Source organism: Ruegeria sp. CL7 (assembly GCF_056536445.1).
In genome coordinates, this window is the sequence record NZ_JBQFPQ010000001.1 from 1,610,671 (window position 1) to 1,627,491 (window position 16,821).

Sequence of the window (16,821 nt, forward strand, 5' to 3'; positions counted from 1 at the left end):
ACCACGCTCAGCGACGATACGTCTGCGCCAAAACTTGCGGGTCAGCCCCAAGAAAGTAACGCAGAAGAGTCCACAGGTTCCGAGCACCGCGCCGAAACCACCCCGTCCGCTCATACCGCTCCGCACTCGTAAAGGCGCGTGTGTTCAGAACCGTTACCTTTGGCAACGCGCGCACCAAAGCCACATCTTCCATCAACGGCTGGTCGGGAAACCCGCCTGCCGCTTGATAGGTGTGACGCGGAACCAGCAATCCCTGATCTCCGTAAGGCAATCCCAGCATCCTGCTGCGCAGATTGGCCCAGCCAGCCACCCAGGCCGGCGCGATCCCGCGCGCGCGGAACGCCAGCTGAAACGCGGCAGGTTTGGCTGACGGCAGGTGGGCGCTGACGGTCTCGCTCCACCCCTTTTGCAGCACTGAATCGGCATGAAGAATCAGCAGCCAATCCCCTTTGGCCTGCGCGCACCCTCGGCGCAACTGGCCGCCTCGGGATGGCGGGCCGGTCACGACCATCGCACCGGCCTCTTCCGCAATATCCGGCGTGTGATCGGTTGAGCAGGCATCGCTGATGATCAATTCCCGGATCAACCCGGCATGCACCCCTTCCATCAAAGCCCCAAGACATTCGGGCAAAGCGTCGGCAGCGTTGAGGGTCGGGATCACGACGGTAATAGGCGCGGGCACGTCTGATAACCTCTGGTCTTGGCATCGGAACTTCCTATATCACGAGGCCTGAGGAAATGACGAGGACCAAGCCATGCCCACCCGCCGCATTCTGCGCCTGTCCGGCTCGGATACCGAAAGCTTTTTGCAGGATCTGATTACCAACGACATTAAGGGGTTGGACAACGGGCTGGTCTATGCCGCTCTGCTTACTCCGCAGGGAAAGTACCTGGCGGATTTCTTCCTGAAACGAGATGACGACGGAGTTCTTCTGGATGTGGCCGAACACCTTGCGGATGATCTGGTCAAACGTCTGACGATGTACAAGCTGCGTGCGGATGTGACGATCGAGGGAACCGATCTGAACCTGCAACGCGGCACCAAGGCTGCGCCGGAAACCGCCCTGCCCGATCCCCGCCACCCGGAGATGGGCTGGCGCAACTACTCCCCCGAACCCGAGGGCGATGACGGAACCGACTGGGATGCACTGCGCGTCCAGCACTGCATTCCCGAGTCAGGCATTGAACTGACCCCGGACAGTTACATCCTGGAATCCGGGTTCGAAGCGCTGAATGGCGTGGATTTCAAAAAAGGATGTTATGTCGGGCAGGAAGTGACCGCGCGCATGAAGCACAAAACCGAATTGCGCAAAGGTCTGCGACGCGTCGTTGTCCAGGGCTCGGCCCCGGTGAGGACCGAGATCAGTGCAAATGGCAAACCTGTCGGAACATTGTACACACAGGCCGGCGGAAACGGGATCGCGTATCTGCGATTTGATCGCGCAGGCCCTGAGATGCAGGCCGCAGACGCCACGGTGCGGCTGGAGGACTGAGCCCACCTTGTTGCCAAATCGGCACGACCCGCGCATCAGCTTGTATCGAAAAGTTTGAACCCGTTGTCCTGCACTGCCAAAGTGCAGGCAAACAGGACGAACCGGATACCCGCATGTTTCGACTTTATTCCGCGATCTGGCGCGCCAGTGCGGGGCGGCAGATCATCCTCATCATGCTGTCCGTCGCAATTGCGGGCCTTGCCGCCGTGCCGCTTGAGTTTCAGCGCGACATCGTCAACCACCTGACATCCGACGATGTCGGGACTGAAAAACTGATCCAGCTGGGCATCGGCATGATGGCCGTCATCCTGCTGAGCCTCGCCCTGAAATGGGTACTAAGCTATCGCGCCGGAACCTTGGGCGAAGACATGATCCGGCTGATCCGCCAACGCCTGCTTTGGCGTTCGACCGACCTGAAGGATTCTGACGAAGGCCTGCGCAAAGGCACCATGACCACCGCCATTTCGGCCGAAGCCGAAGAGTTGGGCAAGTTTGCCGGTGGAGCTTTTTCGGATCCGGTCGTTCAGATTGGAACGCTGATCAGTGTGATCGGCTATATCTCGTCCACGCAACCAGGTCTGGGGTTGATTGCGTTGTCAATGATCGTGCCGCAAATCATCATCGTTCTGGTCTCGCAGCGCAAAGTGAACACTTTCGTGGCGGAACGGGTTCGCATTCTGCGCGGTGCCACCGACCGGCTGACGACCGAGGATATCGAAGCCGTCGAGCGGGATATCAACACCATGTTTGATGACATTTACGACACGCGGCGGCGGATGTTCCTATGGAAACTGTCGGCAAAGTTCCTGCTGAGCGTGATCAACGGTGCCGGCACCGTCGGTATCCTGATGCTGGGGGGATATCTGGTCCTGCAGGGCAAAACGGATGTGGGCACCGTGGTGGCCGCCACCAGTGGGCTCAGCCGCATTCAAGGACCCACTGCCTTTTTGATCGCATTCTATCGTCAGGTCAGTGCCAATCGCATCAAATATGAACTGATGCTGGAATTGTTTGGCCCCGACCCAACACGGTATCGTTATCGCCCTAACGCATAAAAAAGACCGCGCGGCGAATGCCTGCCCGGTCTCTTATAAAAAGTGACGAAACGTCACGCGCGTTCGGAATATTCCATCGTTTCCGTGTTCACGACGATCATTTCGTCCTGGCCGATGAAGGGGGGAACCATGACTTTCACGCCATTGTCCAGCAGCGCGGGCTTGAACGAGTTTGCCGCCGTCTGGCCCTTTACGACCGGTTCGGTCTCGACGATCTTGCAGGTCACTTTCTGCGGCAGCGTCGCGTTCAGCGCCTCGCTTTCGTAGAATTCGACAACAATGGTCATGCCATCTTGCAGAAACGGACGACGGTCACCCAGCAATTCTGCTGGTAATTCAATCTGTTCGTAGGTTTCTGAATCCATGAACACCAGCATCCCGTCGGATTCGTACAGGAATTGCTGATCCTTCTGCTCCAGACGCACGCGTTCGACCTTGTCCGCCGAGCGGAAGCGTTCGTTCAATTTCGAGCCATTGCGCAGGTTGCGCAGTTCCACCTGTGCAAAAGCCCCACCTTTGCCCGGCTTTACATGGTCAACTTTGACCGCTGCCCACAGGCCACCGTTATGCTCAAGCACATTGCCGGGGCGAATTTCGTTCCCATTTATCTTGGGCATTACATAAATCCTTCACAAACGGTTGATGCATCAGTTGCGGTCCCTATATCTGGCGGGAACACACCTGACAAGACAACGACACCTAGTGCTGCAGGTGCAGCAAGCCATGCAAGTGACGCAACGCAACTATGCATATTAGCTGTATCCGAATCGCACCTAATCGGTCATAAGGACCCTCACGCCGAAAATGCAAGAGCAAGAACAACAAGGAAGACGAGATGAGAGATTTCGTTGACGGCACTGCCTTTAACAATGAGCAAGGCAATCGTGCGCGCAAACTTTTCGCGGCCGTTGTCCTGGCTGCGCTTGATGATGCTATCGCCGATGACAAGAAATACGGCAATGGCCCCGAACAAATCGCCCGCTGGGCGCGTTCGCGCGATGGGCGCGAAGTTCTGTCCTGCGCAGGCATTGACCCGAACGAACGGGTTGTCAGCGGGCTGATGGAGTTCGTTGGCCGTGGCGTGCGCACCTCAGTCGCATTGTCACGCGAGGAAAGCGAGCGTCGCAACGCCGCACAGCAGGCTGAAGCTGCCTGAACCAAAGTAGATTTGGATTGAACAAACGCGCTCTGCCTATCAGAGCGCGTTTTTCTATGCCTGATCGTCAGGTAAGAAGCCAATGGCTCAAAAGAACAACAGCCATTGCCGCACCACCCAGAATTCAGCTGCCAGCATGGTCGCGAACAGGGCTTTGCCCCAGACCGGCAATCCACGCTGCCAAAGCAGAACATATGCGGCCAGACAGACAAAGGCTGACACCGGAGCCACCCACAAAGCATGATAGTCGCTGTCCCAATAGCTGACAGGGCTGCTGAACACCCAGTCGCTGATGGGCCAGAACTGTGGCCGTCCGTCGCCCGCATGAAGCAGGAAATCTGTCGCTAGATGCAACAGACCCGCCGCTGCACCGACAGCCAGAACGTGCCAACCTCTCCAGACTGCCAGCAGGAATGCCAGCCCCCAGAGGATAAAGGAATTGTCTATGGCGAATACGGTCTGCCACGCCGGGGAAAAGTAAAGCTGCCCGAAGACCACCTGCTCAGGGATGCTCAGAACAAACAGGGACACGCCCGCCATGACATACAGGGACAGATCCGGCAATAACGCTCCCAGCAGCGCAGCCCAGAGGATACGTCCTTGCGGCGGCCGGGCAAACACGGCAGCCCCGATCAAAAGATGCGCAGGCGTATTCATCCGGGGCTTTCCCTTTCGGCTCAAATCAGATCATCTGCGCCCAGACTTATAGGAGACAAGGCATGGTTCGCGCCATCATGATTCAAGGGACCGGCAGCAATGTCGGAAAATCGGTTCTGGTGGCGGGGCTGGCACGCGCCTACACGCGCCGGGGCCTTCGGGTCGCGCCGTTCAAACCACAAAACATGTCGAACAATGCAGCCGTCACCGAAAACGGTGGCGAAATTGGCCGCGCACAAGCCCTTCAGGCCCGTGCGGCAAAGCGGGCAACACACACGGACATGAACCCTATTCTGCTCAAACCCGAGACGGATACCGGCGCGCAGATTATCGTTCAGGGGCAGCGCGCTGGCACGATGAAGGCCGGTGACTATCGCAAGGACAAATCCAAGCTGCTGGGCGCAGCGCTGGAAAGCTTTGACAGGCTTTGCGCCGACGCTGATCTGGTTCTGATCGAGGGCGCTGGCAGCCCGGCTGAGACCAATCTGCGCAAAGGTGACATCGCCAATATGGGATTTGCCCGTGCAGCGGACATCCCTGTTGTACTGGTCGGGGACATTCATCGTGGCGGAGTGATTGCGCAGATCGTCGGTACTCAGGCCGTTCTGGACGAAGGCGACGTGGCGCAGATCAGGGGTTTTGCCATCAACCGCTTCAAGGGCGACGTGTCCCTGTTTGACGAAGGGCGTGATGACATCTCGGCCCGAACAGGCTGGCCCTGCCTTGGGGTCGTGCCCTGGTTTCACGACGCCTGGAAACTGCCGGCCGAAGACATGATGGACATCCGTTCCCATACCGGCGGCGTGTGCAAGGTCGTTGTGCCCCAACTGGAGCGTATGGCCAATTTCGACGATCTCGATCCGTTGTCCGCCGAGCCCGGCGTGAGCGTCGAGGTCATTCCAGGCGGACGTCCCCTGCCCGGCGATGCGGATCTGGTTCTGCTTCCCGGCAGCAAGTCCACGATCGGAGATCTGAGCTATTTTCGTGCACAGGGCTGGGATATCGACCTGTATGCACATGTTCGCCGCGGTGGACATGTCCTTGGGTTGTGCGGCGGCTATCAGATGCTGGGCAAGACCATTTCCGATCCTGATGGCGTGGACGGCCGGCCGGGCAAAGTTGATGGATTGGGGTTGCTGAACGTCGATACCGTAATGGGCGGGCAGAAACAGGTCATCCTGCGTTCCGCCCATGCCCTGCCAGACCGAGAACCGGTCAGCGGATACGAAATCCACATGGGCCATACCGACGGCCCGGACCGCGCCCGCGCATGGCTTGAGGTCGAAGGCAGACCAGAAGGCGCCGCCAGCAGCAACGGTCGGGTCAAGGGCAGCTATCTGCATGGAATTTTCTCGTCAGACGCATTTCGTGCCCGTTATTTGTCAACGCTGGGCGTGACGTCGGACATTGCCTACGAAGACGGTGTAGAGCAGGCGCTGGATGATCTGGCCGATCATCTGGAGCGCCACATGAATCTTGACCGGATGCTGAGCCTGGCCCAGCCACCACAGCGCGGTTGAATCTTATCCCAGATCTTTCGCGGCGAGCGCGCGCGCGATTTCCCGCCGCACCATTTTGCGCACGTTTCGCGTGATCCGCTCGCCCATCGCGCCTTGCAACTCCTGGCGGACAACTTCCGCGATCAGCTCACGCAATGTTTCTTCATCCCAATCCGTTGCCGAAACGTTTTCAACGACTTCAGTGGCACGATCGGATTCAGCCGGTCGTCCCGCCCGGATGAACTCTGCGTTTTGTACTGAAGCGGACTCGGGCTGCGGATCGTCCGTATCTTCCTGATCAGTCAGAACGACGGTCCTTGCGGCCGCAAACTCCTCTTCGACGTTCCACGGCAGGGAATGCGTCGGTGTGCCGGAATAGGCGTCTGCGCTGTCGCCATCCGGCTCCCATTGATCCTCGGTTTGCGCAATCGCCGCTTCCAGCGCTTCGATCTTGGCACTCAGACTGATCGCGGGATCATCGGCTGAGCCGGTTGCCGCGGAATGTCCCTCGGTCGCGTCATCCGCAGTGTTGGCAGGATCACCTGCCCTGACGATGTCGCAGGCACGCAGCAGCATCGGCTTGGCCGAGTCGGCAACATCAGCAGACGGCTTGGCGGGCATGATCTCGGGCTGAGCAGGTTTGCTGATGCGCAGCGCGTCCGTCAGCACCAAACGCCCCGGCTTTCGCGTAGCACCCTGTTGATCCGAGACGGATTTATCGCGGTTGTCTTCGCTTACCAGACGTTTGACCGAAGACAGAACGTCTTCGATCCCTGCTTTTACGACGTTATCAGTCATTGTTCTCTACCGCTCTATCCTTGGATCGAGTGTAGCCAAACAATCTCAACCTCACAACAAATAGTATGGTCGATCAGTCCCGACGCAACGCTTTGAGGACGCGATCCAGATCTTTGCTCTGTTTGCTGACCCGTGCTGGCGCTTTTTTAACCAGGTTGTAATACAAGGTCGGATCGTAGATCTGCACCGCCAAACCCAGACGTTCAGCCGTCAGCAGACCCTGAGCCTGCAACAGTTCGTACGCTGCTCGAGTCCGTTCAGTTCGGGATCTCACTTCTGTGAGTTGCGCGTCCAGAAGATCTTGCTGAGCGTTCAGAACATCTAGAGTTGTTCGTGCACCCAAGGTGGCTTCTTCCCTGATCCCGTCAAAAGCGACCTGTGACGCACGAACTTGTTCTGTTGATGCTCTCAAGCTTGCGCTGGCCGCCTGAAACGCTGCGTAGCGGTCAGTGACACCTTGAGTGATGTTCTTCTGCACGTTTAGTAGGTTCGCGCGGTCGGCATCACGTACCGCCATCGCACGCCGTACATTTGCTGCCAAGCGACCACCGGCATAGATCGGCTGCCGGAAAGTCAACGAGATGCTCGCATCGTTGACATAATCGCTGTTATCATAGCGTTCAGTAACACCTGCATCAGCGTCAAGCGACACATTCGGACCCAAGTTAGCCCTTTGTTGCTCCACGATTAGATCCCTCGCGCGAACCTGATGCTGCGCTGAGAGAATCGCGGGATGGTTGCGTTGCGCCAAACTAACGGCTTCCGCCTCCGAACGCGGCAGGTTGGGCAGGTTCGGCTGACCCGCTGTTCGACCCGGTGCGTTGCCTACCGCATTGACGTATTCGGCTTGAGCGATGCTCAACTGGCCTCGAGCGACCGCAAGATCCGCTTGTGAACTGGCTAGCTGTGCTTCGGACAAAGCCACGTCGGTGCGGGTGACTTCGCCAACTTCAAACCGATCATTTGAAGCGCGGAGTTCTTCCGCAGAAACGTTCACGTTATTCTGCCGAATTTCAACTGTTTCTTCCTGCTCCAAGACGCTTAGATACGCTCGCGCGGCACGGATTAGGACCTCTTGTTCAATGTCAATCAGGGTTTGCCGGGTCGCCAAAACAGTTTCCTGAGCAGATTGCTTGCCCAGAATCGAAGCCCCACCATCATATACTAATTGGCTAAGCGTTAATCCGGTAAAAAACCTAGACGGCTCGTTCGTCGTGACTACGTTATTGACCCGCGACCGGGTGTAGTCTTGACTTACCTGCACGGCCCAGTTGACGATTGGCCGCAACGCTGAAAGCGCAATAGCCACATCTTCATCCGCAGCCCGCAAAAGCGCCCGATTCTGCTCCAGCAGACCGCTTGTATTATATGCACCGATGAAGGCGTCTGTTATGTTATCAGCCCACGCCGGACGCCCTGGCATAACGCTGATGGCAAGTCCTGCGGTCACTGCGAATGCCCTGACCAGCTTGCCTGTCGCTGAACCACGCATACCGAAATCCTCTCAAACGAAATTACACTGCCCTGAAGGCAGTTTGCGGTCTTCTTTTCAACTAATCAAGGCGCCAGCAGAATCTATCGGCGAACTATAGCGAAAATGCACACTCCGCCGAAAAGCTCTCTAGTATCGGTGCACTGGCGTTGAAGGCATCCCTCCAGCTGACCCGGCCTCCGGTCTTTCGACCGATCCGCACAGTTCCAAGATTGCCTTCAACAAACAGGCATGCAATCCGGCCATGTTCCTTGAGCTGATCCAACAGGGCGTCGGGAATCCGTTCAACACCGCCCTGCACCATGATCGCATCGTAAGGGCCGTGCTCAGCCGCACCCTGCTCCAAAGGACCGACGTGGATAATGGCATTGTCCACATCGGCCTCAGCCAATAGGCTTTGCGCCTCGGACGCCAGCGAGTCGTCGCTTTCCACACCAACAACCAACTGCGCCATACGCGCGGCAACCGCAGTGGAATACCCCGTCGCCGGACCGATATCGAGAATCATCTCGTCGTTCGAAATGTTGAGCGCATCCAGCATTTTAGCAAGCGTTCTCGGTTCGAGCATACAGCGCCCGTTGCCCAGATCGATCACACTGTCGGCATAGGCGGCCTCACGCTGTGCGTCAGGCACGAAGTTTTCGCGCGGGACGTTCAACATCGCCTCAATGATCGGGAACTTAGTAACATCCGAAGGCCGGATTTGCGTATCAACCATAGTGCGGCGCCGGGCAGCGAAATCTGTCATAGGATCTCTCGAGTCATTCCCAAAGTTACCCGGCTTTTGCCACATCCTGAAACGCCCAGCAACGGCCCTGTTGACGCAACCCCCTTGCACCTGTGCGTTTGCGGTTGCGGGCTTCGGCAAATTTCAATCTGGTCGTCAAAAATGCGCGCAATCCTCTGGACGCCCCTTGGGAAAGCTGCTAAAACCCCACGCACACCACGGCAAGTATTTGATTTTACTTGAAAAGGCGAGTTGGCGGAGTGGTGACGCAGCGGATTGCAAATCCGTGTACACCGGTTCGATTCCGGTACTCGCCTCCATTACCGCAACCGTCTGATACGGCTGCGGAAAATGACCCTGACGGTTGTCAGCAGGGCGATGTTCACGGATTTAGGGGAACACCCATGCTGATACGCGATGCACTCGCACGATATACGACCGACCATCTGGACAGCCTGAAGCACGGTAACGAACGGCTGCTGCAATTGCAGCGGTTACTTCAGGATTTCCAAAGTAAGCCGATTCACCAGATCACGAATCCCGACCTGACAAACGCCTTGTCACGGTGGAAAACCAGCACGCGCAACCGGTATCGATCCGCCTGCACGCACTTCTGGCGGTACTGTCGTTCGCAGGGTTGGGCTGATCTGGACCCGACACTGATGGGTGCCAAGGAATCGCCGCGTGATCAAGTGCTATCGCTGGACCAGCTTCGGTTGCTCTACAGCACAGCGGATTATCAGGGCGCGGCATGGTCGCAATTCCTGCGGCTGCTGATCCTGACCGGGCAACGGTCAGGCGATCTGCGCCAGTTCTGCCCAGAGCGGGTGGACGGTCAGACCATGATCATACCCAACACCAAAAACGGTACGACACACGCCATACCGCTGGCACCACGGGCGTTTGTTCTGGCCGGAATGATGCCGAACCAGTTCGCGGATTTCGCCACGATGGCGCATGTCAAAAAACGCTGGTTTCAGGACGCGTACGTCCCGGTTCGTCAGTTCCAGATCAGGGACATTCGCCGGTCGTTCGCATCGCATCTGTGTGACTATGGCGCGGATGAAAACGACGTGGATCGACTGCTGAACCATCAGGCCGCAGCAACGTCGCGCGGTGTCGCAAGGGTGTACAACCGCGCCCGCAGGATGCGACAGAAACGCGAAATCATGTGCCTTTGGGAACGGCTGCTATTTCTAGAGGATCGGTGACGGATCGTATGCGGGTCAGGTTATACGCTTGGCCCGCTTCGTATCAGCTCCCCAAAACCAATCGGAAGAAAGAAAATTTGAAGGGTCCCTGTGGAAAAATGCTGGTACTTGAGTGATTCTAGGGGCAACCTGCCCCGCCCCTTGTTTTAATAACGTTTTTTACGGGACAGATTGCCCCGTTTTGTAGCGGTGCAGTTCATTTATCCACGACTTATCCCCAGAAAACATACAGTTTGCATCACGTGGGTGGGCGAGGCAGCATGTATGCCATGAGCATTGTCGCTCTCGACCTGATCGACGTTATTACCATTTTAGGAACTATAGCTTCGATTGCAGGATTGGTCGTCACGCTGCGAACAGGTTCGAACAAGTAGCAGCGCAACGACCCAAGTCGTGCTGATCCAACAGCACAAAACTAAATCGAGCAGGCGGACACTGGTTACAGTGTCCGTCATGACTCACACTAGCAACAGCTTCACATCGGCATCAAGTGGGGCGCAAGTCTCACGGCTAGATTTAGTACGGAATTAACCCTGCCGCTCTGAGTACCGAAACGGATTGCGTCCAAATAATCGTCAAGATCAGCAAAACGGATAATATATAGAGAAAGGACGCGAGTAGAATTGACCATGGATTTTCCTGCGCCGCATACTCATATGCGGCACTGGCGCCACGGTGTACTAGTTGCACATTTTCAAATTTAGCTCGATCGTCTTTCATCTGCTCATGAAAAGGTTTCGAAGCCTTCTTCCACGCTACAAAAACGTTGCTCAGTGCAAGATGCGTACCTTCGTATGAAAGAGATTTTCCCTCCCTCGCGGCTTTCAACCTCAAGGTCCAATTGAAAGCCCAGTCTATTTGGTCTTCTGTTGGACTCTCCAAGAAATCCTTGTTTATTTCGTTAACATACTTTTCCTTCGACATTTGTTTGACAAGTTTGGGCGCACGAACCTGGTAAGCTAGGTTAGCCAGAACCGCAAAAAGCGAGGCAAGAAATGCCAAGGCCCATACTAACGGCAAATTGGGATCGACCTTTTGAAGTCCGGTTTCTGCGGAAAGCAACATTTCCACTGATATGTTTGGATTAAGCGCAATCGCTTGTTCCACTTCAATGCGCCGAAGAACAAAGTACTCGTTGTAAGATGAAATGGCTCCACGTGCGGTTGGCCACAAAGCGGCGAGAAAGGGAACAAAAAGCAACATGAAGTATGATGCTCTTGTAAGAATTGTGAGTTCGCCAAGCGTACGTGCAAATTCCCAATTCCAAACTCCCATTAGGGTTTTGAATTTCTCAAAAAAAGCCATCATGACTTCATCACCTGTTGAATTGGCTAAGCCCTAGTTTGAAAAGAGTAATTTGCCAACCCCTCATTGACCACCTTGGTAATAATATCGATTGACATGCAGGTGAACAAAAAAGGAACATCGCGTCATGAAAAAATGGCCGCGAACGATTCCCTTTGACCTGAAATGTCGGCTGGAACAGTTGCGCGAGTATCGCAGTGCACCGTCGTTGCAAGACGATTGGGCCGCGATCTTTGAATGGCTGGAAAAGCACGGAGTGGAACCGCCAGAACACACCTTGCCGACCGAACCAGAATTAAAAGGTCCGGTCGGCCACTGGTGACAGAAAACTCGTTACCCCCTCATCCCCAAAAAACCCGCATTGTTCGGAGGGAAACCAGTTGAACAACGCGGGCGTTAGTTTCGGGGTAAAAATGTTACGGCACGGATCGTGGGTCGGATCAAAGTTCCCCGCGTCACCTTAATCTGGGATGATAGGCAACGCGGGGATTTAGTCTGACCATGGGACTGCCCAGACTAAATGGGGCAAGTGTGTTACGGGTCGCTACACTGGTTGGATCAAACTGTTCCAATTTGCGTTCACCTGCATTTGAGTACGCTGTTCAACCAGCCAGTTCTAAGTTCTCCAACAGAACTTTTGCCAACATTCCGTTTGTGTTGAACCGTCTGACCCATGCATACCGCCCGCTTATACGTTCGACGCGCTGAACCGCGTGCGGTATACCACGACCGCAGGGTTTGATGTTACGAACCAAATCACCGACTTGAATACTCTTGGTCATTCTTCGCGTTTCGTTTTTTTCAGCCAACCAAGCCGACTACATTGAAACTCACAGCCAGCGCATCACGGTCGATCATAGCGTTGCCCACGGTGAACACGGTCGCTCGGGCTGCGGTTGAGCTGGCCCCGCCAACGTAGCCAAGACACTTCAGATCGTCGTCGGACTCATCCAATTGCAATATCATGCAGCCAGTGGCCTCCAGCGCATCCATCTGCGTGCCGAACCGGGCCGCGTCTTTAGCGATGTGGTGATAGCGCATTCCAATGCGGTGACGCTTGTGAAAGACCGGCACAGTACCGATCCCCTCCACATCGACGGTCCACGCAAACGGCTTACGGGTAAATCTATGTGCTGTTGGTTTCAAAACGTTCGTACCTTGCATCTGTTACTTTTTCTTTGATTTCCCTTCACCGGTTGTGGATGAGCGGGTCATGTTCCGGTTTGTAAATTCCGGTGATACGCTGCTTAACCCCACGCCACGGCAGCAGGCGACGTACCGCATGCTTCAAGGCGACCGGCCAAAGCGATTAGCTTTCCTTTTGTAGCGGCAATTTCGCCTTCCAAGTCGGCGCCGGAGAGGCTTGAGACCGGCACACCAATCAAGAAAACGCCCAACGCATCGCCCGTTACGGCATTCTTCTGTGCGGCCACCAATGTTGGAACTTTTGCCGACTCCTGTTTGTACAGGTTTGCGGCGCGGGAACACGATACTTCACTGTAAGTGTCGCCCATAGAAACTGGAGTTATTGACCCCGGCTGTTGTGCGCAGGCAGATGTGAACAGAGTCCCACACACGCCCAAAACTGGAATTGTCTTCTTGATCTTCATCGCTTAGTTCTCCTTTCCTTCAAATCAGAGCTAGGAAGAGAACCCAAAACTTTCTTGCGAATTTCTGCCAAAAAAACCGAGAGTTAACGGAATTTGACTTCGCTCCAAAAAAACATGCAGATTTCGTTATGTATACTACCAGGTGATGGCATTTTTCAGATGAACAAGAAGCCGAGAAACCGTTTTGCCCGATTTTGAGAACCCCGCTCTGATACTTGCGGCTGTCATCGGTCTCATTCTGGTCATTTCGCTGATCGGCTCTGCACGTCACTTTTTTTCTGCCCACCGTTATACAGGTAACGTCATTCCGTTACGCCGCAGATCGTGGCTCAAGTTGCCGCGTTCACTATCACCAAAGTGGTCGGTTGTAGCCTGGATAGCCGCGCTAATCGGTGTCGCGGTCTTTCTGACTAGCTTCGGTCCGGAACAATCCGACCTGCGCACAGTGGAAGGTATCGCCAGAGTCCGAGACGTAGACACCATCGTCGTTCAGGGCGTTCCGGTAAGGCTGAACGGCGTAGATGGGCCGGAATTAAGTACAAGCGCCGGGAAAGCTGCAAAGCAGTGGATGACGGATCATCTGCGCGGCGAGACCGTCACCTGCAAACTGAACGGTGAACGCACCTACGACCGCTGGGTGGGTGTTTGCTACGTAGATGGGGAAGACGTAGGCGCGGCCTCAATCGCTGCCGGACATGCGCTGGACTGCCGCCGGTACTCAGGTGGCCGATACAACCGTTTGGAAACGCCGGAAGCGAGGGCGAGGATTGTTCGAGCTGGGAATTGCTAGGTTGGCCTATGCCGATTGAGAGCAGTTTGAACCCTGTTGCCATTACCGTTCTAGATAACTGCTGCGGTTGCGGCCTTCGGATTGCCCCCTTCTGACTAGTCCTTTGTGGGGCGAGAAAAGTGTACGTTGGCGATCTATAGAGTAGACTCTTTCTCATTGCGAACATCAGCATCACTGCGGTAAAAGCGATAAAAAAATTGAGTTTAACACTATGACTTGGCTAGAATTTTTTTCGTCGATTGCATCATCCTTGGCATGGCCGACAGTGGCCATTGTCGCTTTGGTGTTGTTCAAAGAGCAGCTTGTGGAGGCAATTCCTCGCCTACAACGGATCAAATACAAAGAACTGGAAGCTGAATTTGACCGTGGCTTGGAGAAAATTGAACACGAAATTAAGGGCAGCGATCTTGGCGACATTCAAGATGAAGAGGTTGCCCAAGATTTCGAACAAGACTTACTACAGATATCGGAGATTTCGCCAAACGCCGCAATTGTCGAGGCGTTTCGTCAAATTGAACAATCATCTAAAGCACTCATCAAGGCACGCGGTACTCGCGTAGACTACAAAGTTGCTGCACCATACCGACTAATTGAGAAGTTGCTTGACTCCTCCGGAGTGCTCAACAAGCGGGAAATCAAGATTTTCCGAGATTTAAGACTTCTCCGAAACAAGGTCACCCACGGTGAAACTTACGTCGCCACGCCTGAACAAGCACAGGAGTACATAGCTCTAGCTTCAGTACTGATAGGCAAGATTGACGCATTGTCGCAAGAATATGCCAACAACAATCTGCAAGAAGGCTGACATGCACCGGCTTCCGCGCAAATGGCGACTATTATAAACACTGTCTTGCGCACTATTTGGCAATCCACTTACCGGCTTCGTCATAATAGAAGCATCTTTCATATCCATAAGCATTCCAGAGAAAATCCATCTGCTCGGCTACAACGGGTTCATAGTTGTCGGAATTTTCATATTCTGAGATCAAAGATGGAGGTAAAGACAGAGTATCACGTTCGTATTCATGCGTCATCTCGAACGCTCTTGAAGGATCGACCGCTAATCCAACACCAGCCATATTAGAAAACGAAATTTTTATCAGAAAGGGTGGCGAGGCATCAATTTTCCTCATGCCCTCCATATATGAGTTCAAAGAATTTGTGAGGTAAGTGGGCAGTGCCATAGAAGGTATCAGACGCTCTGAATTACGGCTAGAGATTGAATCAAAACTTACGGCTTCAACAGAGCCGTTTCGAAATATCTGTGTATAGCCAGTGCAAACACTTCCTCCGCTATCAACTCTAAACCCCTCAAGGTTGAACCGCCCGGATGATCCATATGTACCAATCGGTCTAAAGCACGATGAATGCTCTTTCAAAGTTGCCATATCAATTCGGCGGTCTGCACCAAAATCTGACAAAGGAATTAGATGCATAACCATAGCGCTATCTGTAGCAGGATTAGGAACCATGCCATCGTTCGCTTCAATCCTTAGGAAACGTTCATTGCAAAATGATTTTGCCCGCTCTTCTATCGTCCGTTGCTCACCAAACTGCATCCGCAGTTCTTCAAGTGACAACTCATAAGTGCCAGCAGCATTCCTTGAAAAGAAACGGTTCCAATTTTTGAAAATTACACGGTGAGGAGGATTGTAACTTCGAGGTATTTGGATTGCTATTACGTGCCCATCATCGACTTCGATGCTCTTCATGAGAAAACCTACGAGTTTCGGCTCAATAGCAGTACGGATAATGCCATCAAGGCGAAGTAGCTCTGCATCTATGTCTACACCTTTGATCGGGGATACGCTTGCCGCTGCGCCATCTTCTTCCCTGACACCAATGATCATGTGACCGCCCAAGCAGTTCGAAAAGGCGCTTACGTCCTTTAAGAACTCCCTCTTATCGGCGTCTGTGCCTCCGTATGTATCTCTCTTGAATTCTAAGTAGATGGATTCGGTAGCTCCTGCTTCGATGAGAGTCTGAACTGTTGTTGCGTCTATATCGTCGAAGTTCTTTCCGATAAGCATAGAGGTTCCGATTTTTAGTTATTTCGAGATTGAATAAGCGTTTTAAATCATGCGGTTGATCTTATAGCCAGAGTGTTTTTGTCAACATGCCGACTCATTTTCCGGCCGAGAGGCAATTGGACTTCGCCTGAGTTGGTTCTGACGCGCTGTTTAAATGGGCGCAATGGACCAAGAAGGTTGCTGATGCAGCGAATGTCCGAAGTGTGGTTAACTCCGTACACATGTTTGATCTACTAAGGCAATCAATCCACAGTAGGAAGTTTCAACTATGACTGATGACGCCCGCCCAACTCACGCCCTAGGCTGTGCGAGTCGGCTCGAAGACACTACCGCCAGCTAAGCCATGCCATCGCAGTAGAGTTTTGAGCAAGTGCTTTCACCAGGTGATGAAATGCAACCGACTTAGTTTGTTCATTGGGGCGGTTCCCAATCCTTCAGCGCGTTGTCCAGCAGTGCCAGTTCGCGTTCGTCAGGTTCTCGGCCCAAAATCTTGACCATTTTGTTGATCAACCCGACCCGCACCAGTTTCTTCAGGTCTTCAGGTTTGCGCTTAGGTTTCGAAATATCAAAGGGCATCCTTTAGGCTCCTTCCTCTCTGTGTCAGATCACTGTCCATCGTCCGAGTCCTTTCGGGTTGTCCGTTCGTGCGAGGGCGTGAACAGCTTGTCGTTGTCGGGCGGTGTTGGGGTTTTGTTGTAATCGTTGGTCATCAAACCGGCATCGTACCGGCTTTGGCGGATGCCCTTCAGCCCGTTCGGGTCTGTAACAAACATGCTGCAACTCCTTCGCTATCCAATCGGGCCATGAACGGGGCCAGAGCCAGTGCCACCTGATCGGCCAGAACGTCCGTACGCGGCTTGTGCAACGTGACGGTACGTTCCACGGCTGTGGCGATCACCTGACGGGTTCTGCGATCCTGTACGGCTGCGCACAGCCGGTGCTGGCCATCACGATCAATGGCCAGCAACAGGTTCGGGGCGTTGGTTGGTTCGAACATC

General features: G+C 54.4%; 21 protein-coding genes and 1 tRNA gene. 9 read left to right on the plus strand and 13 right to left on the minus strand.

The window, feature by feature from the left end; genetic code table 11:
• Positions 1-7: 7 nt before the first annotated feature.
• Positions 8-682 carry a TIGR04283 family arsenosugar biosynthesis glycosyltransferase gene (locus ACR0LI_RS08080; protein WP_480718294.1) on the minus strand — a complete coding sequence of 225 codons (675 nt, stop codon included), beginning with the start codon at positions 680-682 and terminating at the stop codon, positions 8-10.
• Positions 683-755: 73 nt separating this feature from the next.
• On the opposite strand from ACR0LI_RS08080, the gene ygfZ reads away from it, so the two are divergent.
• Together ygfZ and ACR0LI_RS08090 are read left to right on the plus strand one after the other, a co-directional pair.
• A complete protein-coding gene (gene ygfZ / locus ACR0LI_RS08085) occupies positions 756-1,493 on the plus strand; it encodes a CAF17-like 4Fe-4S cluster assembly/insertion protein YgfZ (RefSeq protein WP_480619007.1) in 738 nt (245 codons plus the stop codon).
• A gap of 113 nt (positions 1,494-1,606) precedes the next feature.
• On the plus strand, positions 1,607-2,548 hold the full coding sequence (locus ACR0LI_RS08090) for an ABC transporter transmembrane domain-containing protein (RefSeq protein WP_171633590.1): 942 nt from the start codon (positions 1,607-1,609) through the stop codon (positions 2,546-2,548).
• A gap of 53 nt (positions 2,549-2,601) precedes the next feature.
• Here ACR0LI_RS08090 and efp read toward each other — a convergent pair whose 3' ends face one another.
• Positions 2,602-3,165 (minus strand): elongation factor P, encoded by a 564-nt coding sequence (gene efp, locus ACR0LI_RS08095; RefSeq protein WP_170346480.1) that lies wholly within the window; start codon positions 3,163-3,165, stop codon positions 2,602-2,604.
• A 218-nt stretch (positions 3,166-3,383) separates the two neighbouring features.
• On the opposite strand from efp, the gene ACR0LI_RS08100 reads away from it, so the two are divergent.
• On the plus strand, positions 3,384-3,704 hold the full coding sequence (locus ACR0LI_RS08100) for a DUF6280 family protein (RefSeq protein ID WP_037310273.1): 321 nt from the start codon (positions 3,384-3,386) through the stop codon (positions 3,702-3,704).
• Positions 3,705-3,791: 87 nt separating this feature from the next.
• Here the strand turns inward: ACR0LI_RS08100 and ACR0LI_RS08105 are convergent, their stop codons facing one another.
• Positions 3,792-4,361: a cobalamin biosynthesis protein CobQ gene (locus tag ACR0LI_RS08105; RefSeq protein WP_171633593.1), complete on the minus strand. Its 570-nt coding sequence runs from the start codon at positions 4,359-4,361 to the stop codon at positions 3,792-3,794.
• Positions 4,362-4,423: 62 nt separating this feature from the next.
• On the opposite strand from ACR0LI_RS08105, the gene ACR0LI_RS08110 reads away from it, so the two are divergent.
• The gene (locus ACR0LI_RS08110; protein ID WP_480718295.1) at positions 4,424-5,881 is read left to right on the plus strand and encodes a cobyric acid synthase; all 1,458 of its coding nucleotides are present in this window, start codon (positions 4,424-4,426) and stop codon (positions 5,879-5,881) included.
• Positions 5,882-5,884: 3 nt separating this feature from the next.
• Here the strand turns inward: ACR0LI_RS08110 and ACR0LI_RS08115 are convergent, their stop codons facing one another.
• From ACR0LI_RS08115 to ACR0LI_RS08125, 3 genes are all read right to left on the minus strand, one after another.
• The gene (locus tag ACR0LI_RS08115) at positions 5,885-6,658 is read right to left on the minus strand and encodes a hypothetical protein (protein ID WP_480718296.1); all 774 of its coding nucleotides are present in this window, start codon (positions 6,656-6,658) and stop codon (positions 5,885-5,887) included.
• 73 nt (positions 6,659-6,731) lie between these two features.
• Complete coding sequence (locus ACR0LI_RS08120) at positions 6,732-8,150, minus strand: TolC family outer membrane protein (RefSeq protein ID WP_480718297.1); 1,419 nt, start codon at positions 8,148-8,150, stop codon at positions 6,732-6,734.
• A gap of 94 nt (positions 8,151-8,244) precedes the next feature.
• Positions 8,245-8,898, minus strand: a complete 654-nt coding sequence (locus ACR0LI_RS08125; protein WP_171723579.1) for a protein-L-isoaspartate O-methyltransferase family protein — start codon at positions 8,896-8,898, stop codon at positions 8,245-8,247.
• Between the two features lie 225 nt (positions 8,899-9,123).
• On the opposite strand from ACR0LI_RS08125, the gene ACR0LI_RS08130 reads away from it, so the two are divergent.
• Both ACR0LI_RS08130 and ACR0LI_RS08135 read left to right on the plus strand, forming a co-directional pair.
• Positions 9,124-9,197, plus strand: a tRNA-Cys gene (locus tag ACR0LI_RS08130).
• Positions 9,198-9,281: 84 nt separating this feature from the next.
• Positions 9,282-10,088, plus strand: a complete 807-nt coding sequence (locus ACR0LI_RS08135) for a tyrosine-type recombinase/integrase (protein WP_480718298.1) — start codon at positions 9,282-9,284, stop codon at positions 10,086-10,088.
• Between the two features lie 516 nt (positions 10,089-10,604).
• Here ACR0LI_RS08135 and ACR0LI_RS08140 read toward each other — a convergent pair.
• Positions 10,605-11,396, minus strand: coding sequence for a hypothetical protein (locus ACR0LI_RS08140; RefSeq protein WP_480718299.1), 792 nt, complete (start codon positions 11,394-11,396; stop codon positions 10,605-10,607).
• A gap of 124 nt (positions 11,397-11,520) precedes the next feature.
• Between ACR0LI_RS08140 and ACR0LI_RS08145 the strand changes: the two genes are divergently transcribed.
• Positions 11,521-11,715, plus strand: a complete 195-nt coding sequence (locus ACR0LI_RS08145; RefSeq protein WP_480718300.1) for a hypothetical protein — start codon at positions 11,521-11,523, stop codon at positions 11,713-11,715.
• A gap of 479 nt (positions 11,716-12,194) precedes the next feature.
• Here ACR0LI_RS08145 and ACR0LI_RS08150 read toward each other — a convergent pair whose 3' ends face one another.
• The gene (locus ACR0LI_RS08150) at positions 12,195-12,557 is read right to left on the minus strand and encodes a hypothetical protein (RefSeq protein WP_480718301.1); all 363 of its coding nucleotides are present in this window, start codon (positions 12,555-12,557) and stop codon (positions 12,195-12,197) included.
• 83 nt (positions 12,558-12,640) lie between these two features.
• The gene (locus ACR0LI_RS08155) at positions 12,641-13,003 is read right to left on the minus strand and encodes a hypothetical protein (RefSeq protein ID WP_480694297.1); all 363 of its coding nucleotides are present in this window, start codon (positions 13,001-13,003) and stop codon (positions 12,641-12,643) included.
• A gap of 184 nt (positions 13,004-13,187) precedes the next feature.
• Between ACR0LI_RS08155 and ACR0LI_RS08160 the strand changes: the two genes are divergently transcribed.
• Together ACR0LI_RS08160 and ACR0LI_RS08165 are read left to right on the plus strand one after the other, a co-directional pair.
• Positions 13,188-13,793 (plus strand): thermonuclease family protein, encoded by a 606-nt coding sequence (locus tag ACR0LI_RS08160; RefSeq protein WP_480718302.1) that lies wholly within the window; start codon positions 13,188-13,190, stop codon positions 13,791-13,793.
• A gap of 211 nt (positions 13,794-14,004) precedes the next feature.
• Positions 14,005-14,598 (plus strand): hypothetical protein, encoded by a 594-nt coding sequence (locus tag ACR0LI_RS08165; protein ID WP_480718303.1) that lies wholly within the window; start codon positions 14,005-14,007, stop codon positions 14,596-14,598.
• Between the two features lie 52 nt (positions 14,599-14,650).
• On the opposite strand, the gene ACR0LI_RS08170 is transcribed toward ACR0LI_RS08165, so the two are convergent.
• From ACR0LI_RS08170 to ACR0LI_RS08185, 4 genes are all read right to left on the minus strand, one after another.
• On the minus strand, positions 14,651-15,823 hold the full coding sequence (locus ACR0LI_RS08170) for an AlbA family DNA-binding domain-containing protein (protein ID WP_480718304.1): 1,173 nt from the start codon (positions 15,821-15,823) through the stop codon (positions 14,651-14,653).
• A 411-nt stretch (positions 15,824-16,234) separates the two neighbouring features.
• On the minus strand, positions 16,235-16,399 hold the full coding sequence (locus tag ACR0LI_RS08175; protein ID WP_480718305.1) for a hypothetical protein: 165 nt from the start codon (positions 16,397-16,399) through the stop codon (positions 16,235-16,237).
• A 29-nt stretch (positions 16,400-16,428) separates the two neighbouring features.
• Positions 16,429-16,596 carry a hypothetical protein gene (locus ACR0LI_RS08180; RefSeq protein WP_480718306.1) on the minus strand — a complete coding sequence of 56 codons (168 nt, stop codon included), beginning with the start codon at positions 16,594-16,596 and terminating at the stop codon, positions 16,429-16,431.
• On the minus strand, positions 16,569-16,820 hold the full coding sequence (locus tag ACR0LI_RS08185; protein WP_480718307.1) for a hypothetical protein: 252 nt from the start codon (positions 16,818-16,820) through the stop codon (positions 16,569-16,571). Before ACR0LI_RS08185 ends, ACR0LI_RS08180 begins: the two co-directional genes overlap by 28 nt.
• Position 16,821: the final 1 nt, after the last annotated feature.

What these genes read in the sequence shown, in the direction of transcription:
- ACR0LI_RS08185 (WP_480718307.1), bottom strand. Translation starts at nt 16,820, where the DNA reads ATGTTCGAACCAACCAACGCCCCGAACCTGTTGCTGGCCATTGATCGT.
- ACR0LI_RS08090 (WP_171633590.1), top strand. Translation starts at nt 1,607, where the DNA reads ATGTTTCGACTTTATTCCGCGATCTGGCGCGCCAGTGCGGGGCGGCAG.
- ygfZ (WP_480619007.1), top strand. Translation starts at nt 756, where the DNA reads ATGCCCACCCGCCGCATTCTGCGCCTGTCCGGCTCGGATACCGAAAGC.
- ACR0LI_RS08105 (WP_171633593.1), bottom strand. Translation starts at nt 4,361, where the DNA reads ATGAATACGCCTGCGCATCTTTTGATCGGGGCTGCCGTGTTTGCCCGG.
- ACR0LI_RS08120 (WP_480718297.1), bottom strand. Translation starts at nt 8,150, where the DNA reads ATGCGTGGTTCAGCGACAGGCAAGCTGGTCAGGGCATTCGCAGTGACC.
- efp (WP_170346480.1), bottom strand. Translation starts at nt 3,165, where the DNA reads ATGCCCAAGATAAATGGGAACGAAATTCGCCCCGGCAATGTGCTTGAG.
- ACR0LI_RS08110 (WP_480718295.1), top strand. Translation starts at nt 4,424, where the DNA reads ATGGTTCGCGCCATCATGATTCAAGGGACCGGCAGCAATGTCGGAAAA.
- ACR0LI_RS08150 (WP_480718301.1), bottom strand. Translation starts at nt 12,557, where the DNA reads ATGCAAGGTACGAACGTTTTGAAACCAACAGCACATAGATTTACCCGT.
- ACR0LI_RS08155 (WP_480694297.1), bottom strand. Translation starts at nt 13,003, where the DNA reads ATGAAGATCAAGAAGACAATTCCAGTTTTGGGCGTGTGTGGGACTCTG.
- ACR0LI_RS08125 (WP_171723579.1), bottom strand. Translation starts at nt 8,898, where the DNA reads ATGACAGATTTCGCTGCCCGGCGCCGCACTATGGTTGATACGCAAATC.
- ACR0LI_RS08170 (WP_480718304.1), bottom strand. Translation starts at nt 15,823, where the DNA reads ATGCTTATCGGAAAGAACTTCGACGATATAGACGCAACAACAGTTCAG.
- ACR0LI_RS08100 (WP_037310273.1), top strand. Translation starts at nt 3,384, where the DNA reads ATGAGAGATTTCGTTGACGGCACTGCCTTTAACAATGAGCAAGGCAAT.
- ACR0LI_RS08165 (WP_480718303.1), top strand. Translation starts at nt 14,005, where the DNA reads ATGACTTGGCTAGAATTTTTTTCGTCGATTGCATCATCCTTGGCATGG.
- ACR0LI_RS08115 (WP_480718296.1), bottom strand. Translation starts at nt 6,658, where the DNA reads ATGACTGATAACGTCGTAAAAGCAGGGATCGAAGACGTTCTGTCTTCG.
- ACR0LI_RS08175 (WP_480718305.1), bottom strand. Translation starts at nt 16,399, where the DNA reads ATGCCCTTTGATATTTCGAAACCTAAGCGCAAACCTGAAGACCTGAAG.
- ACR0LI_RS08145 (WP_480718300.1), top strand. Translation starts at nt 11,521, where the DNA reads ATGAAAAAATGGCCGCGAACGATTCCCTTTGACCTGAAATGTCGGCTG.
- ACR0LI_RS08135 (WP_480718298.1), top strand. Translation starts at nt 9,282, where the DNA reads ATGCTGATACGCGATGCACTCGCACGATATACGACCGACCATCTGGAC.
- ACR0LI_RS08180 (WP_480718306.1), bottom strand. Translation starts at nt 16,596, where the DNA reads ATGTTTGTTACAGACCCGAACGGGCTGAAGGGCATCCGCCAAAGCCGG.
- ACR0LI_RS08140 (WP_480718299.1), bottom strand. Translation starts at nt 11,396, where the DNA reads ATGATGGCTTTTTTTGAGAAATTCAAAACCCTAATGGGAGTTTGGAAT.